The following is a 16,388-nucleotide window of genomic DNA, read 5'->3' as shown; positions in this document are numbered from 1 at the left end:
ATGGCGCGACGCGCCTATCCGCGCCAGTGGCCGGGGCGGATGCTGGCGGCGATGACGGCGCCATAGGCGGTGATGCCGAGCGCCACGCCGATGAAGTGGCCCGTGAGGTCGAGGCCCAGCGGATGCGCCAGCAGCCAGCCGCCGCCGACCGCGAGGCCGAAGCGGGAGAGCGCGGCCGCCAGCGGCCAGCGCATCCGCCCCGCCCCCTGGGAGGCGAAGTAGAGCGCCATGCCGAGCCCGAAGCCGCCATAGGCCGGCCCTATGATGCCGAGCGCCTGTTCCGCCACCGCCACCACGGCCGCATCCCCGCTGAACAGCCGCGCGAAGAAGCCGGGGAAGATCGCCACCACCACCCCGATCGAGAAGGCGACGCCGAAGGCCATGGCGCCGCCCGTCCAGGCGATGCGCCGCGCCTCCGCCCAATCGCCAGCGCCGACAGCGCGGCCGACCAGCGCCGTCAGCGCCGATCCAACCGCGAAGACCAGCGGGATCATCAGGAATTCGAGCCGCGCGGAGATGCCGTAGCCCGCCACCACCGCGGGACCGCGCGGCGCCAGCTGGGCGGTCACCAGGATCGTCGTCATGTTGGCGATGCCGGCGATGACGCAGGCGACCAGGCCGACCGAGAGGATGCGCCAGAACATGACGCCGGAGGGACGGACGCGAAGCGTCGGCCGGAAGCCCGCGCCGCCGCGCCAGACCACCACCATCATCGCCAGCGAGGCCAGCAGGAAGACGCCGCCGAAGGCCGCGCCAAGGCCCGCGAGGCCCATGCCGAAGGGCTCCGCCAGCAGCCAGCCGATCGGCGGATAGGCCGCCCAGGCGATGACCAGCACCCGCGCCGCCAGCGCATGCCGGCCGCCACCGCGCAGGACGGAGGCCAGGGTATTGGCGAGCCAGGAGGGCACGGCGCCAAGGCCGAAGAGCCACATGGAATAGCCAGCCGCCGCCTCCGCCGCCGCGGGTCCGCCGACCAGGCCCAGCACGGCGTGGGGAAAGACCGCGAGCGGGATGGCGAAGCAGAGGCCCGCCAGCACGGCGATCAGCCCGGCATGCAGCACCAGCACCGCCGCCTGGTCCGGCCGCCCGCTGCCGAGGCTGCGGGCGATGGCGGAGACCACGCCGCCGCCCATGGCGCCGCCCGACATCATCTGCATCAGCAGCGCGAAGGGCAGCACCACGGCCCAGCCCGCCAGCGCCGGGGTGCCCTGCCGCGCCGCCAGCCACATTTCCACGAGCTGCGCGCCGGCCTGGAGCGCGGAGCCGAGCGCGGTCGGCGCCGCCAGCACCAGGATCGAGCGGAGGCGCGTCACGGTGATGGCCGCGCGCCGCCAGGGGCGGATCGTCCACGATCCGCAGGCGAGGGCGTCACTCCGGCTTCACGCCCGCCTTCTGCGCGACGTCCCGCCACCGCGCGAGTTCGGGTGCCAGGATGGCGCGGAATTCCTCGGGGGTGCTGATGATGGGGCGCATGCCCTGGGACGCGATGCGGTCCGTGAAGGCGGTATCCGAATAGATGCGGCGGATATCGGCGGCCATGCGCTGCGTGATCTCGGCGGGCGTGCCGGCGGGGACGACGAAGCCGAGCCAGCCGCTGGCCTCGTAGCCCGCGAAGCCGAGCTCCGCCAGCGTCGCCACATCCGGCAGCAGCGGGTCGCGCGTTCGGCCGGTGGTGGCCAGTGCCCGGGCCTGGCCCTGGCGCACGGCGGCGACGATGGAATTCAGCGTCGTCATCGTCATGTCCACCTGGCCGCCCAGCGTATCGGTCAGCGCCTGCGGGCTGCCGCGATAGGGGACATGGGTGATGTCGATGCCGGCGAGCTGCTTGAAGAACTCGCCCGCCATGTGGCCGGAGGTGCCGGTGCCCGGCGTGGCGTAGGTCAGGATCCCGGGCCGCGCGCGTGCGGCGGCCACCACATCGGCCACGCTCTGGAAGGGCGATTGCGCGCGCACCACCAGCGCATTGTCGTTGGAGCCCACCAGCGCCACGGGATCGAAGCCATTGATGGGATCATAGGGCAGCGCGGGATTGATGGCGGGGCCGATGGCGAGGACGGAGGAATTGGCCATCAGCATGGTGTAGCCATCGCGCGGCGCGCGGAAGGCGGCTTCCGTGCCGATGATGCCGGCGGCGCCGGCGCGGTTCTCCACCACGACCGGCTGGCCCCAGATGTCCGACAGGCGCTGCGCATAGGCGCGCGCCAGCGTGTCCGTACCGGCGCCGGCGGGAAAGGGCACGATGATGCGCACGGCGCGCGTCGGCCAGGGTTGGGATTGCGCACGCGCCAGGGTCGGCGCGGCGAGGGCGGCGATCAGCATCAGGCGGCGTGGCAGGCGGGGCATGCGCGTCACCTCTTCCGTTGTGGGCGCATGCTGCCAGCGGGATGGCACGGCGCGAAGGGGGCGGCGCGAAGGGGGCGCCGCCCGCGCCTGATCAACTCGGCTGGACGCCGGCTGCGCGCACCACCGGGCCCCAGCGATCGGCTTCCGCGGCGACGAAGGCTGCGATCTCATTCGGCGATGGGTTGCCGAGCGAGACGACGCCCACGCTCTCCAGCCTCTCCTTCACCGTGGGGTCGTTGAGGCCCTGCTGCAGCACCTCATTCACCCTCGCCGCGATGGCGGGGTCCATGCCGGCGGGGCCGGCCATCAGGAACCAGTTGGTGGCGACGGCGCCGGGGAAGCCGGCCTCCCCCACCGTCGGCACGTCCGGCATCGCGCTGATGCGCTGGGCGGAGGAGACGGCGATGCCGCGCAGCAGCCCGCCGCGGATCGCGCCCGCATTGGCGCCGGACGTGTCCCAGAGCGAGGTTGTGTTGTTGCCCAGCACGCTCTGCTGCGCTTCCGCGGCGCCGCGGAAGGGCACGTGCAGCATGCGCACGCCGGCCTGCATGCCCCACATCACGCCCGTGAGGTGGCCGAGCGAGCCGATGCCGGAGGAACCGAAGGACACTTCCTCCGCGCCGCGCGCCGCCAGCGCGCGATACTGCGCCAGGTCCCGGATGGGGCCATCGCCCTTCACGGCGCAGACGATGGGCGCGCCGCCGAGCATGCCGATCCAGGTGAAGGCGCGCTTCGGGTCATAGGCCAGGTTGTTGAAGAGGAAGGGTGCGACGGAGAGCGGCCCGGTGTTGGAAACGAGCAGCGTGTGGCCATCCGGCGCCGCGCGCGCCGCTTCGCCGGTGGCGAGCGTGCCGCCGGCGCCGGCCCTGTTCTCCACCACGAAGGGCCGGCCGAAGGCGCGTTCCAGCCGGTCCAGCAGCGGGCGGATGATGAGGTCGCTGGTGCCGCCCGGGGCATAGGGGTTGAGGATGCGGACGGGCCGGTTCGGCCAGGCGCCCTGGGCATGGCCGAAGCGCGGCGCGGCCAGGGGGGCGGCGGCGGCGAGCAGCAGGGAACGGCGGCGGAGGATCATGCTTGGCTTCCGGTGTTGGTTCGCGGCCGGAAGGGCAGCAAGCCGCGTGCCGCTACCCCGCGTAGAGGCCCGCCAGCCCCTCCCCGAAGCCGGTCAGGGTGCGCGGACGTGGCGGGGCCGCGGCATGCGGTGGCGCCAGGCCGACCAGGGCCTCCGCCAGGCGCACCGCGGCAACGGTACCATCGATGAGGGGGACGGCGACCTGGGAAGCTATGGTGGGGGCGAGGCCGGCGAGCGGTCCGCCGGCGAGGATCACCGCCTCCGCGCCGTCCTGCTCCACCGACTGGCGGCAGAGATCGACCAGCAGCGCGGCGCGTTCCTCCGCCACCAGGCCCGGGTCGCCGGCGAAGGCGGGGCCCATGCGGAAGCCGGCGCAGCGGGCGGTGAGGCCGTGATGGGCCAGCACATCCTCGAACATCGGGCGGAGGGCCGCGGTGAAGCTGACGATGCCGAAGCGGCGGCCCATCATGCAGGCGGCGTGGAAGGCGGCCTCGCTGATGCCGATCACGGGGACGCCCGCCAGTTCCTTCGCGGCATCGAGGCCGGGATCGCCGAAGCAGGCGATGATGGCGGCGTCGTAGCTGCCGCGCCGGGCCGCCAGCGCGGCGAGCGTCGCGGGCCCGGCCACCAGCCAATCCGCGCGGCTGACGATGAGCGGCAGGCCGAAGGGGGCGGAGACGGCCTCGATGATCGTGCCGGGCCGTGCGGCGGCGCGGGATGCGGCGGCGATGCGCGCGGTGACGCTCTCCGTCGTGTTGCTGTTGACGACGAGTAGCCGCATGGCCCGAGCCCCTGCCTGTTCAGGCGCCTCTGTAGAGCGAGAACCCCCAGGGCGTGAACTTGATGGGCAGGTGGTAGTGCAGGGCCGCGTCGAAGACGCGGAAGCGGAAGGGCACCACTTCCAGGAAGGGTGGCGGCGGGCGTTCGGCGGTGGCGGCGAAGAAGGCGCCGAGGTGGAAGAGCACCTCATGCACCCCGGCCTCGATCCCCTCGCCTGTCTTCACGGGATGGTCGAGGGCGCCATCCGGACCGAGCACGCCATCGGCGAGAACACGCCTTTCGCCATCAGGCATCAGGCGATGGATCTCGACCCGCATGCCGGTGCCGGGACGCCCATGCGCCACATCCACGGCGTGGATGGAGATGCCGCCGGCACTCATGAGGCGGCTCCTCCGTGATCGGCCACCGAAGCGCGGGGCGGGCAGGCTCGGTACGGGGAGTGGCTGATCATCATTGAATAAAACCCTAGCACCCGGCCTGACCTGTCCGCCAGCAATCACTATCGTACCCTTACACTTTCCGATGTCAGTGAATCATGACAGGCGGTCATGGTCCCGGCATGAGGTTTGCCGGGCAGCGGCGGCACCCGGAGTCTTGCCCATGCGCCGCCGCCAACTGCCTTTTATTGCAGCACTTGCCGCTCCGTTCCTGCCCATTCCGGCGTCGGCGCAGACCGCCGAATGGCCGGGCCGGCCCCTTCGAATCATTGTCACCTTTCCTCCTGGCGGGTCGTCAGACATTGTCGCGCGGGTGCTGGCCGATGTGCTGTCGCAGCGCCTGCCGCAGCGCGTGCTGGTGGACAACCGGCCGGGCGCGGGCGGGACGCTGGGCGCGGCCTATGTCGCGAGCCAGCCGGCGGATGGCTATACGCTGATGCTGTCCAACACCGCGCCGATCGTGATGTCGCCCCCGATCTATCCGAGCGTGAGCTACGACCCGGTCGGGAGCTTCACCCACATCGCCTATATCGGGGCGACGCCGCTGGTGGTCGTGGTGAATCCCCGGCTGGTGCCGGCGACCGATCTGGCCGGGCTGGTCGAATGGGTGAAGGCGCAACGCGTGCCGCCGGGCTACGGCACCTCCGGCGCCGGGTCGGTGGCCCACATCTTCGGCGAGCAGTTCATGGCCCGCACGGGCGCGCAACTGACCCATGTGCCCTATCGCGGCAGCGCGCCCATGCAGGCGGACCTGCTGGGCGGCGCCATCCCGCTGTCCTTCGACACGCTGCCGCAGAATGTGGAGAACATCCGCGCCGGGCGGCTGCGCGCCATCGCCATCACCGCGCCGGCGCGGCAGGAGATGGCGCCGGAAGTGCCAACCACGGCGGAAGCGGGCTTCCCGGGCCTGCTGGCGGAGAACTGGCTGGGCCTGGCCGGTCCGCGCGGCCTGCCGCCCGCCATCACGCAGAAGCTCCATACGGAGACGATGGCGGCGCTGGCGAACCCGACCGTGCGCGCGCGCATCGACGAACACGGCATCGCGATGCGCGCGATGACGCAGCCCGAATTCACGAGCTTCGTGGCGGAGGAGGTGCGGGTGGTCGGCGGCGCGGTGAAGGCACTCGGCTTGACGGCGCAATAGGGGCGCGGGAGGTGTGGGCATGAGCACACCCCCCCGCGTCACCGCGATCTTCTTCGGCCGTCCCGGTGGAGGCGCCTTCAATGCCGCGGGCATCGCGGGGCTGCGCCGCGCGGCGGCGCGAATGCCCGTCTCGGTCACGGAAGCCTGGCAGGCCGATCCCGCGCAGCGTGTGGCGTCGGTGGAGGCGGCGGCGCGGGAGAGCGACCTCGTCATCGCCCATGGCGGCCAGGGGGAGGAGGCGGTGCGGTTGGTGGCGCCGGCTTTCCCGAAGGTCGGCTTCGCGGTGACGCAGGGCCGCATCGCGAGTCCCAACATCGCCTGCTTCGAGGTGCTGCAGGAGCAATCGGCCTTCCTCGCCGGCGCGCTGGCGGGGTGGTGGATCACGCGGGGCGTGGCGGCACATCTGTCCGGCGAGAAGGTGCCGCCGGGACTGCGCGGACGCGCAGGCTTCGCGGCGGGGCTCAGCCATGCAAGGCCGGATGCGAGGCTGCTGACTGGCTTCTGCGGCAACCAGCATGATCCGGCGCTGGCGCAGGCCTGGACGGAGGCGCAGGCGCAGGCGGGGGCGGAGGTGCAGTTCCAGATGCTGGATGCCGGCCGCCCCGGCGCCATCGCGGCCGCGCGCCAGGCCGGCCTGCGCTGCATCGGCAACGTCCATGACTGGACGGCGGAGGATGCGGTCTTCCTCGCCTCCGCCATCGCCGACAATGGCGTGACGATGGAAGCCGCGATCGGCGCCTTCCTGGCCGACCGATGGGAGGACCGGCGCATCGGGCTGGAGGATCCGGCGGCGGTGCGCCTGGCCTATGCCGCCGATGTGGCGCCGGAACTCACCGCGCGCTGCGAGGCGCTGCGGATCGCGATCCTCGGCGGCGCCGTCGAGGTGCCGGAGCATTGGGCCGGCGAGGAATGGAAGCCCTGATCAGGGCTTCTTCCGCAACTCCTCCAGGATATCCGCCAGCAGCTTCTCGCTGGGCGTCGGCGGCTTCACCGCTTCCTCCCGGATGCGGAGCTTCGTCAGGATCCGCAGCAGCCAGAAGATCGCCATCGCCACGATCAGGAACTTGATGATGGCGTTGATGAAGCGGCCGATGGCGAGCACCGCGGCGCCGCCTTCGCGCGTCGCCTCCAGGCTCGGCCGGCGTTCGCCGGTGAGGACGACGAAGAGGTTGGAGAAGTCGATGCCGCCGATCAGCAGGCCGATCAGCGGATTGATCAGGTCCTCCACCAGGCTGGTGACGATGGTGGTGAAGGCGGCGCCGATGACGATGCCGACGGCCAGGTCGATGACGCTGCCGCGCATGATGAAGGCCTTGAACTCGCGCAGCCAGGCGGGTTCGGCGATGGGCATGGGCGGCAGCATCGGTGGTCTCTCCCCGGTTCCGCCGCCAGCATGCGCAAGCGACGGCCCCGGGAGGAAGCGGAAAACCGTCAGGCGGCGCCGCACCACCCCGCGATCAGCGCCGCGACCACGGCGACGCCGCGGCGGTAATCCGCGACATCCACCCATTCGTCGCGACCGCCATTCTGCGTCAGGTCGCCGCAAAGCGGGCCGAGGCCGACGCAGGGGATGCCCGACTGCACCATGGGATTGCGGATGTCGGAGGAGGTGTGGAGCGGGTTGATGTGCGGCGCCGTGCCCGTGCCGCGCTGCACGGCGGCCGAGGTCTCGATCCAGAGAGGATGATCGAGCGTGACTTCCGCGCCGGTGACGCCGGAGAGGAAGGTGACGTCGAGGGCGAGGTCGGGGTCGGCGGCCTTCGCCTCCGCCAGCGCGGCCTCGACCTCGGCCTGCACATCGGCGAGTTTCTCCCCCGGCGGGAAGGCGAGCGCGCAGGAGAGTTGCACGGCCGGCGGCACGCGCGCGGCGCGGCCATCGCCAAGCGTCTTGAAGTCGCCGACGAGAAGATTGGTGCTGCGGCCGATGGCGGCGTCGAGGGCGGGGTGGTGCACGCGCGCGCCGCGCTTCGCATCGAGCGCGGCCAGCGCCGCCAGCACCTGCTGCGCCTTCATGATCGGGTTGACCGCGGTATGCGCGAAGGCGGCATGGCCGGGTTCGTTGGTGTCGGGCAGGCGGCCCTTCACGACGATGCGGAAAATGAGCTGGCCGGAAGCGAGCGCCTTCACTTCCCGCATGCCCACACCGGATTCGGCGGGGTGGAGATAGACGGCCGCATCGGCATGGACGCCGCCATGCAGCAGCGCATGCACGCCGCGCGCGTGGCGCTTGGACGGCGTGCTGGCCAGGATGACATCGCCCTTCGGCTTCACGCCGGCGGCGAGCACGGCGCGCAGCGCCTCCACCATCGTGGCGACGCCGGCCAGGTCATCCGCCACGCCCCAGCCATGGATGCGGCCCTGGTCGATCTCGCCCGCCAGCGGGTCATGCACCCAGCCATGCTGGGGCTGGAAAGGCTCCCCATCGGGATGGGCGAAGAAGATCACGCTGCGGCCGCCGCCGCTGCCGGGGAAGCGCGCCAGCACGGCCTCCCGCTCCTCTGCCGCCATGGCGGCATCGCTGGCGAATTCCTCCTTCAGCACGACGGAGGCGGGCTTGTAGCGGCGCTTCTCCACGACGCAGCCGAGTTCCTCGCACGCCGCGGCGATGCGGGCCTGCACGGCTTCCTCGCCCTGCGCCTGCAGGCGGATCAGGTCGCGCAGGAATCCGACCGCCGCTTCGCCATGGGCTTCCGCCGCCTGGTCCACCTTCGTCGCGATGCTGTCCATCTTGCCTTGCTTCATCCTTGTCTCGGGCGCCGATGGTTCAGCGCGCCGCGCGTCTCGTCAACATTGCGGGGTTGCGATGGATTGCGGCTTCTGTCCATCCTCCCTGCCACCGAAGCGCGGCATGAGATCGCGTCACGGCAAGGGAGATATGTCATTCGATGTGATCGTAGACCGTGACCGCGATGCGAACATCGCGCGCGGCCTGGCAGGGGGTTGGGCGATGGACACGATGATCGGCCGGCGCGGTGCGCTGGCAGGACTGGCGGGCGTGCTGGCTTCCGCATCGCTGCCGCGAAGCGCCGGCGCGCAGCCTCGCGGAACCGTGACCGCCTCGCTGCTCGGCAACCTGCCGAACATCCATCCCTGGCATGTCGGCAATGTGGAGACGGCGGCGGCGAATCTGCTGGGCTTCTCCAACCTGGTGAAGATCGGCCCGGATGGCACGCTGGTGCCGGACCTCGCGGTGGCGCTGCCGACGATCAGCAGTGACGGGCTGAGCTACACCTTCGAACTCCGCCGCGACGTGCGCTTCCACAATGGCGACCGGCTGACGTCCGAGGATGTGCTCTATTCCTTCGACAAGTATCTCAGCACCGGCCGCCGGCGCGGCAACCTTCGCCGCTTCATCAAGAACGTCGAGAAGGACGGCGACTACGTCGTCCGCTTCACGCTGGGCGATCCCTGGACCGGCTGGATGCGGCTGCTGGGCTATGAGGCCGCGATCGTGCGCCGCGGCACCGATGTGGTGAACGAGGGCGCGACGGGCGAGAACCTGTATCGCGGCAGCCGCACCGCGGGCAGCGGCCCCTTCATCCCGAAGAGCTTCCAGGCCGATGTCGCCGTGGAGTTCGAGGCCTTCCCCGAGTATTTCGGCGGCGCGCCGGCGACGGCGGGCATCCGGCTGGTGCGCATCCCCGATGCGGCGACGCAGCTGGCGAATCTTCGCGCCGGCAGCGTCGACATCATCAGCAACTGCCCGCCCAAGGACTTCGCGCCGACGCGGCAGATGCGCGGCTTCGCGGGCGCCAGCCGGCCTTCCGCGGGCATCTTCTACATGCCGATGAACGTGGCGAAGCCGCCCTTCGACAACATCCATCTGCGCCGCGCCGTGTCCTGCGCCATCGACCGCGAATACATCTGCGACGAGATCTATTCCGGCCTGGTGACCGCGAGCGCCCTGCCCGCGACGCCGCAGGAATTCTGGTACGAGGCCGACCTGGCCAACCAGCTGAAATACGATCCCGACCGCGTGCGCTTCCACCTGCGCCAGGCCGGCATGCCGCGCGGCTTCACCTTCGAGGCGATCGTGCCGGTGCCCTCCGCCTATGTGGAGGCGCGCGAGGCGGCCGTGGTGATGCAGGCGAACCTCGCGGAATTCGGCATCCGCATGAACATGCGCCAGACCGACTTCGTCAGCATGTACCGCAGCGCGCAGAACGGCGACTGGCAGTGCTTCCCGCATGCCTCCATGCAGTCCTCCATCGAGGACTACCTGATCTGGAACAACTACCACAAGGACGGCAACCAGGCGCAGTGGATGGGCTACCGCAACCCCGCCTATGACGAGGCGGTGATGGAGAGTTTCCGCCATCTTGACCCGGCGCGGAAGCGCCCGTCGCTGCGGAAGGTGACGGAGATCCTGGTGGATCATTGCCCGGCGCTCTGGATCGGTCGGCTGAATGCCTATCATCTCTGGCGCGCCGACATCTCCGGCTTCGCGCCGCGCTACTCGCACTTCATGGATCTGACGACGGTCAGGAAGGGCTGATCGCGACTTGGGTCGGTTCCTTCTCGGCCGCGCGGCCACGCTCGCGCTGGTGCTCTTCGGCGCCAGCGTGCTGATCTTCATCATCGTCCGCGCGCTGCCGGGCGACCCCGCCATCGCCATGATGACCAGCAACGCGACGCCCGCCGAGATCGAGGCGATGCGCCGCGCCATCGGGCTGCATCTGCCGCTGTGGCAGCAATACGCGGTCTGGGTGGGATCGGCGCTGACGGGCGATCTCGGGCGGTCCTTCATGTATTCGACGGGGGTCAGCGGGCTGATCGCGGATCGCTTTCCCGTCACGCTGCATGTCTCCCTGATGGCGTTGGCCATCGCGCTGCTGATCGCGGTGCCGGCGGGCGTCTTCTCCGCCACCAACAAGGGCGGCGCGGTGGATCACTTCTGGCGGGTCTTCGCGATGATCGGCATCTCCATGCCGGTCTTCTGGCAAGGCCTGCTGATGATCATGCTCTTCGCCGTGACGCTGGGCTGGCTGCCGCCGGGGGGCTACCAGCCGCCCTCCGCCGGGATCGGCACGACGACGGCGCATGTGATCCTGCCGGCCATCTGCCTCGGCACCGCCTATGCCGCGACCATCACGCGCATGCTGCGGTCATCGATGCTCGACGTGCTGGGGCGGGAACACATCGCCGTCGCGCGCGCGCATGGCGTGCGGGAAGCGACGATCATCTGGAACGACGCGCTGCGCAACGCGCTGATCCCGACGCTGACGGCGGCCGGATTCTCCTTCGGCTACCTGCTGGCGGGCGCGGTGCTGACGGAGGTGATCTTCAACCTGCCGGGCATGGGGCGGCTGCTGTATGAGAGCATCCTGTCGCGTGACTATCCGCTGGTGCAGGGGCTGGTGCTGCTGAACGTCGCGGTCTTCGTCATGATCAACTTCGCCATGGATGCGCTCTACGCGATCCTCGACCCGCGCATCCGCCGATGAAGCGCCTGGTCGCCGTGATGCGGCGCGATCCCCTCGCGCTGCTGGCCTTCCTCTTCCTGCTGGTGCTGGTCGTCGTCGCGATCTTCCCGGAGCAGGTCGCGAGCTTCTTCCCCAACCGCCCGAGCCGCCAGCGCCTGCTGCCGCCCAACGCCACCTTCTGGTTCGGCTCCGACCAGTTCGGGCGGGACATTTTTTCGAGATGCGTGCACGCGACGCGCGTCTCCCTGACCGTGGGGTTGACCACGGTGGGCATCGCGATGGTGGTGGGCGTGCCGCTCGGCGCCATCGCGGGGTTGCGGTCGCCGGGCTGGACGGATGCCGCCATCATGCGGGTGATGGACATTCTCATGGCCTTCCCGCCCATCGTGCTGGCCATCGCCGTCGTCGCGGCGCTCGGCACGCAGGATCTGGAGATAGGGCCGATCACCATCCCGCACATCACCAAGGTCATGCTGGTGATCGGGCTGCTCAACGCGCCGAAGGTCGCGCGCATCGTCCGCGCCGCGGTGCTGGTGGAGCGGAACGAGCAGTATGTGATGGCGGAACGCGCGGTCGGCGCCGGCGATGCGCGTATCCTGTTCCGCGACATCCTGCGCAACTGCGTCTCCCCCGTCGCGGTCTATGCCACGCTGCTGGTCGCGACCTCCATCCTGACGGAGGCGTCGCTCTCCTTCCTCGGCCTCGGCATCCAGCCGCCGGAACCCAGCTGGGGCGGGATGCTGGCGGATAGCCGCACCTACGTCATGTCCGGGCAGTGGTGGCTGACGGTCTTCCCGGGACTGCTCATCTTCCTCACCGTCGTCGCCTTCAACCTGGCGGGCGATCTGCTGCGGGACGTGCTGGACCCCGCGCAACTGACGAGGCGCGGCGATGCCTGAGCCGCTCTTCGAGGTCCGCCACCTGGTCACGCGCTTCCGCACGGAAGGCGGGGAAATCCGCCCCTCCCGCGACGTCTCCTTCCACGTCGCGGAGGGCGAGGTGCTGGGCCTGGTCGGCGAATCCGGCTCCGGCAAATCGGTCACGGCCCGCGCCTCCATCCGGCTGCAGCAGCCGGAGAGTGCCACCATCGGCGGCGAGCTGCTGTTCCGCGGCCGCGACCTGCGTGCCATGGCAGCGGAGGACCTGCGAGGCCTGCGCGCGAAGCAGATCGCGATGGTGGTGCAGGACCCCGCGGCCGCGCTGAACCCGGTGATGACCATCGGCGACCAGCTGACGCGCATCCATCGGCTGCATGGCGGCAGCGAAGAGGCGGCGCGCGAGGCCGCGCTGGCGCTGCTGAAGCGCCTGCGCATCGCGGAGCCGGAAAGCCGCATGGCGGCCTATCCGCACCAGCTCTCCGGCGGCATGCGCCAGCGCGTGCTGATCGCGCTCGCGCTGATCTGCCGGCCCGCGCTGCTGATCGCGGACGAGCCCACCACGGCGCTCGACGTGACGGTGGAGGCCGAGATCCTCGCGCTACTCGATGAACTCCGCCGCGAGCTCGGCATGGCGATGCTGATGATCAGCCACAACCTCTCCGTCATCGGCCGGCTCTGCGACCGCGTCGCGGTCATGTATGCCGGGCGCATCATGGAGGAAGGGCCGACGCGGGCGCTGCTGGCGGAGCCGCGCCATCCCTACACCCAGGCGCTGCTTGCCGCCGTTCCGAAGGGCTCCAAGGCCGATGGCCCGCTGCCGGCCGTGCCGGGGGAACCGCCGGACCTCGCCCATCTGCCGCCCGGCTGCCCCTTCCAGGCGCGCTGCCCCGGCGCCGCGCCCGAATGCACGCAGGACCAGCCGTTGCGGGAGATCGCGCCAGGCCGCCGCGCCGCCTGCTGGAGGGCCTCGGCATGACGGCGCCGCTGCTGCGCCTCGACGGCGTCTCGAAGCACTATGCCACGCGGCCCTCGCTGCTCGGGCGCGTGCTGCCGAACCAGCCCATGGTGCGGGCGGTGCAGGATGTCTCGCTCTCCATCGCGCCGGGGGAGATCCTGGGGCTGGTCGGCGAGTCAGGCTCCGGCAAATCGACGCTAGGCCGCGTCGCGCTGCTGCTGGAACCGCCGACCAGCGGGACCGTCGCCTTCGACGGCGCGAACCCCGCCTCCGATCTGCACGCCTTCCGCCGCCGCGCCCAGATGGTGTTCCAGGACCCGGCCTCCTCGCTCAACCGGTCGCTCACCATCGAGCGCATCCTGGACAGCCCGCTTTCCGTCCACCGCTTCGGCAATCGCGCCGAACGCCGCGTGCGGATCGCGGAGTTGCTGGAGCTTGTCGGCCTTCGCCCCGAGATGGCGCGGCGCTATCCGCATGAACTCTCCGGCGGCCAGCGCCAGCGCGTCGGCATCGCGCGCGCGCTGGCCATCGAGCCCGCCTTCATCGTGCTGGACGAACCCACCAGCGCGCTCGACGTCTCCATCCAGGCGCAGGTCGCGAATTTGCTGGTCGAGTTGCAGCAGCGGCTGTCGCTGACCTACCTCTTCATCAGCCACGATCTCCGCCTGGTGCGCTGGCTCTGCGACCGGATCGCGGTGATGTATCTCGGGCGCATCGTGGAAATCGGGCCGGCGGAGACGCTGTGGAACGCGCCGCTGCATCCCTACACCCGTGCGCTGCTCAACGCCGTCACGGCCGAGGACCTGCGCCCGCCGGAAGCCGCCGGCGACGTGCCCTCCCCCATCCGCCCGCCGCCCGGCTGCGCCTTCCATCCGCGCTGCCCCATGGCGGGCCCGCGCTGCGCGCAGCACGCGCCGCGCGCCACCACCACCACGGACGGCGTCACCACCGCCTGCCATTTGCACGACGGAGGCGTCGCATGATGAAGCTCATCATCGGGGGGAAATGGTCCTCCACCTGGACCATGCGCGGCTGGCTGGCCTGCAAGCTCTCGGGGTTGGAGTTCGAGGCCGAGACCCTCTTCCTCTCGCGCGACGACAGCAAGGCGAAGCTCGCCGCCATCTCGCCGACCGGGCTGATCCCGATCCTCTTCGACGGCGACCTGGCCATCACCGATACCTGGGCGATCGCGGAATACCTGTGGGAGAAGGCGCCGGGCTGCGACATCTGGCCGAGCGCCCTTCCCGCCCGCACCGCCGCGCGATCCTCCGCCGGGGAGATGCACGCGCATTTCGTCGAGCTTCGCGCCGCCATGCCGATGAACCTGGTGAAGCGCTGGCCCATCGCCAACGGCGTCCCCTCCAACGCCAAGCTGCTCGGCCGGCCCGGCGTGGCGGCGCAAGTCGCGCGCGTGCAGGAATCCTGGCGCCAGACGCGCGCGAAATGGGGCGCCGGCGGCCCCTACCTCTTCGGCGAACGCTTCTGCTTCGCGGATGCGATGTGGTCGCCCATGGCCACCCGCTTCCGCACCTACTCCGTGCCGCTGGCCCCCGACGCCCAGGCCTACGCCGACGCCGTCCTCGCCCACCCCTTCGTCATGGAATGGATCGACGGCGCCCACGCCCAGGCCCGCGAGATCGGCTGGGAGGCCTGCGCGGCGTTCCCGTGACGCGGGTGGGGTGAGGGGCGGTTGCCTCCGGAGAGGGGCTGCGCGCCCCTCTCCGGACCTCTCCCGCGCCAGGAGGCAACGGCCTCCTGGACCGCGAGGTTATCGGCGGGTGAAGGGGTTCGGGGAAGGGGCGGAGCCCTTTCCCCGAAAGGCCACCCGCCCCTCACTCCACCCGAGTCTGGAACGTCACCGCCGGTCCCAGGTTGAGGGCGCCGGTCAGGGCGTAGCCGAGGTTCACGGTGGAGCGCCGCACCCAGACCTGCTTGAGGTCGAAGAGGGGCACGCTGCAGCCGGCGTCGAGGATCTTGCGTTGCGCGGTGGCCCAGAGGTCGCGTTGGCGGGCCTCGTCCGGTTCGGCGCGGGCGGCGTCGATCTCCTCGTCGGCGGCGCTGCAATGGGCGAAGTTGAGCGACATGGTCGGCAGGCCGGGCGCGCTGCGGGAGTGGTAGAACTGGCTCAGGTAGCTGTCCGCCACGGGGTAGCGCGCGGCGCCGTAGAAGGTGAGCTGCGACAGGTTCTCCCGGATGCGGGCGTGGTAGGTCGGGTGCTCCACCACTTCCATCTCCAGCCGGATGTTGGCGCGGCGGAGTTGCGCCTGCACGACTTCCATGATGGGGAGCTGGGAGTTGATGGAGGAGACGACAGCGCGCAGCGTGATGCCGTCACGGTGACCCGCTTCCGCCAGCAGGGCGCGGGCGCGGGCGGGATCGGCGGCGAAGCGTGGCAGGTCCTGGGTGGTGCCGAGGTAGCCGGGCGGCACGGGGCTGACCCAGGGGGTCGCGACATCGAGGCCGACGAACCGCGCGATGCCGGGCACGTCGATCGCGTGCTGCAGGGCGCGGCGCACGCGCGGGTCCGTGAGGGGTGCGGACCGCGTGTTGATCAGCAGGGTGCGGAATTCGCCGGGGGAGAAGACCTCGACGACGGTGTTGGGCTGCGCCTTCATGCGCTCGACCCATCGCTGTTCGCGGCGGCCGCTGATCATGTCGAGTTCGCCGGCGGTGTAGGCGAGTTCGCGCGTGGCGTCGGAGTTGATGAAGCGGATGTCGATGGCGCGCAGCGCCGGGCGGCCGCGCCAGTGGTCGTCGAAGGCGACCATGCGGGCCTGGGCGCCTGAATTGCTCGCCAGGCGGAAGGGGCCGGTGCCCTGCTGGTAGCCCGCGGCATCGGCGCGGCGTGAGACGATGAGCCCGCCATGGTAGTTGGCGAAGAGGCCGTGCGCGCCGGCCACGGGTTCGCGCAGCGTGACGCGGATGGTGCGAGCATCCACGACCTCGACGCCCGTCATGGCAGCATAGTCGCCGGCGAAGCTGCTGCGCCGCGCATCGGCGGCGCGGCGCAGCGAGAAGGCGACGTCCTCCGCCTCCAGAGGGCTGCCATCGTGGAAGCGGACGCCCGGGCGCAGGTGGAAGGTGAAGGTGCGGCCATCGGCGGAGCGTTCGAAGCGCTCGGCGAGGTCGGGTTCGATGGCGGCGGGATCGGCGCTGCCGGGCGGGAAGCGCAGCAGCCCGTCATGGGCCCAGGACATCGGCGCCTTGTCCTGGGACGCCGTGGCGCGGTGCGGGTCCGTGGTGCCCATGGTGTCGGCGATCATGCCGACGCGCAGCGTCTGCGCCGTTGCGGGCGTTGTTGCCATCAGCGGCAGTGTTGCCGCCAGCGCCAGCCAAGCCTTCGATGTCACCGCGTT

16 protein-coding genes are annotated in these 16,388 nt (G+C 70.9%); 8 read left to right on the top strand and 8 right to left on the bottom strand.

Annotation, left to right across the window (positions count from 1 at the left end):
- Positions 1-14: 14 nt before the first annotated feature.
- From G3576_RS06070 to G3576_RS06050, 5 genes are all read right to left on the bottom strand, one after another.
- Positions 15-1,313: an MATE family efflux transporter gene (locus G3576_RS06070; RefSeq protein ID WP_328728533.1), complete on the bottom strand. Its 1,299-nt coding sequence runs from the start codon at positions 1,311-1,313 to the stop codon at positions 15-17.
- 55 nt (positions 1,314-1,368) lie between these two features.
- Complete coding sequence (locus tag G3576_RS06065) at positions 1,369-2,343, bottom strand: Bug family tripartite tricarboxylate transporter substrate binding protein (protein ID WP_164693463.1); 975 nt, start codon at positions 2,341-2,343, stop codon at positions 1,369-1,371.
- A 91-nt stretch (positions 2,344-2,434) separates the two neighbouring features.
- Positions 2,435-3,415, bottom strand: coding sequence for a Bug family tripartite tricarboxylate transporter substrate binding protein (locus tag G3576_RS06060; protein WP_164693462.1), 981 nt, complete (start codon positions 3,413-3,415; stop codon positions 2,435-2,437).
- A 52-nt stretch (positions 3,416-3,467) separates the two neighbouring features.
- Positions 3,468-4,196 carry an aspartate/glutamate racemase family protein gene (locus tag G3576_RS06055; protein ID WP_164693461.1) on the bottom strand — a complete coding sequence of 243 codons (729 nt, stop codon included), beginning with the start codon at positions 4,194-4,196 and terminating at the stop codon, positions 3,468-3,470.
- 19 nt (positions 4,197-4,215) lie between these two features.
- A complete protein-coding gene (locus G3576_RS06050) occupies positions 4,216-4,575 on the bottom strand; it encodes a hydroxyisourate hydrolase (RefSeq protein ID WP_164693460.1) in 360 nt (119 codons plus the stop codon).
- Between the two features lie 370 nt (positions 4,576-4,945).
- Between G3576_RS06050 and G3576_RS06045 the strand changes: the two genes are divergently transcribed.
- Positions 4,946-5,776: a Bug family tripartite tricarboxylate transporter substrate binding protein gene (locus G3576_RS06045; protein ID WP_164693459.1), complete on the top strand. Its 831-nt coding sequence runs from the start codon at positions 4,946-4,948 to the stop codon at positions 5,774-5,776.
- 19 nt (positions 5,777-5,795) lie between these two features.
- Complete coding sequence (locus G3576_RS06040; protein WP_164693458.1) at positions 5,796-6,698, top strand: BMP family ABC transporter substrate-binding protein; 903 nt, start codon at positions 5,796-5,798, stop codon at positions 6,696-6,698.
- Here the strand turns inward: G3576_RS06040 and mscL are convergent, their stop codons facing one another.
- Positions 6,699-7,139 (bottom strand): large conductance mechanosensitive channel protein MscL, encoded by a 441-nt coding sequence (gene mscL, locus G3576_RS06035; protein WP_164693457.1) that lies wholly within the window; start codon positions 7,137-7,139, stop codon positions 6,699-6,701. It abuts the gene before it with no gap.
- Positions 7,140-7,207: 68 nt separating this feature from the next.
- On the bottom strand, positions 7,208-8,518 hold the full coding sequence (locus G3576_RS06030) for a M20 family metallopeptidase (protein WP_164693456.1): 1,311 nt from the start codon (positions 8,516-8,518) through the stop codon (positions 7,208-7,210).
- Between the two features lie 205 nt (positions 8,519-8,723).
- On the opposite strand from G3576_RS06030, the gene G3576_RS06025 reads away from it, so the two are divergent.
- From G3576_RS06025 to G3576_RS06000, 6 genes are read left to right on the top strand one after another with little or no spacing between them, the layout of a single operon-like run.
- On the top strand, positions 8,724-10,271 hold the full coding sequence (locus G3576_RS06025) for an ABC transporter substrate-binding protein (protein WP_164693455.1): 1,548 nt from the start codon (positions 8,724-8,726) through the stop codon (positions 10,269-10,271).
- A gap of 7 nt (positions 10,272-10,278) precedes the next feature.
- On the top strand, positions 10,279-11,220 hold the full coding sequence (locus G3576_RS06020; protein WP_164693454.1) for an ABC transporter permease: 942 nt from the start codon (positions 10,279-10,281) through the stop codon (positions 11,218-11,220).
- Positions 11,217-12,098: an ABC transporter permease gene (locus G3576_RS06015; RefSeq protein WP_164693453.1), complete on the top strand. Its 882-nt coding sequence runs from the start codon at positions 11,217-11,219 to the stop codon at positions 12,096-12,098. The genes G3576_RS06020 and G3576_RS06015 overlap by 4 nt, the downstream gene beginning before the upstream one ends.
- A complete protein-coding gene (locus tag G3576_RS06010; RefSeq protein ID WP_164693452.1) occupies positions 12,091-13,053 on the top strand; it encodes an ABC transporter ATP-binding protein in 963 nt (320 codons plus the stop codon). The genes G3576_RS06015 and G3576_RS06010 overlap by 8 nt, the downstream gene beginning before the upstream one ends.
- Complete coding sequence (locus tag G3576_RS06005; protein ID WP_164693451.1) at positions 13,050-14,015, top strand: ABC transporter ATP-binding protein; 966 nt, start codon at positions 13,050-13,052, stop codon at positions 14,013-14,015. Before G3576_RS06010 ends, G3576_RS06005 begins: the two co-directional genes overlap by 4 nt.
- Positions 14,012-14,701, top strand: a complete 690-nt coding sequence (locus tag G3576_RS06000; RefSeq protein ID WP_164693450.1) for a glutathione S-transferase — start codon at positions 14,012-14,014, stop codon at positions 14,699-14,701. The genes G3576_RS06005 and G3576_RS06000 overlap by 4 nt, the downstream gene beginning before the upstream one ends.
- Before the next feature lie 163 nt (positions 14,702-14,864).
- On the opposite strand, the gene G3576_RS05995 is transcribed toward G3576_RS06000, so the two are convergent.
- Complete coding sequence (locus G3576_RS05995; RefSeq protein ID WP_328728529.1) at positions 14,865-16,382, bottom strand: ABC transporter substrate-binding protein; 1,518 nt, start codon at positions 16,380-16,382, stop codon at positions 14,865-14,867.
- Positions 16,383-16,388: the final 6 nt, after the last annotated feature.

The organism is Falsiroseomonas algicola (assembly GCF_011040385.1).
Classification (GTDB): domain Bacteria; phylum Pseudomonadota; class Alphaproteobacteria; order Acetobacterales; family Acetobacteraceae; genus Falsiroseomonas; species Falsiroseomonas algicola.
This window is presented reverse-complemented; position numbering and strand designations above follow the sequence as displayed.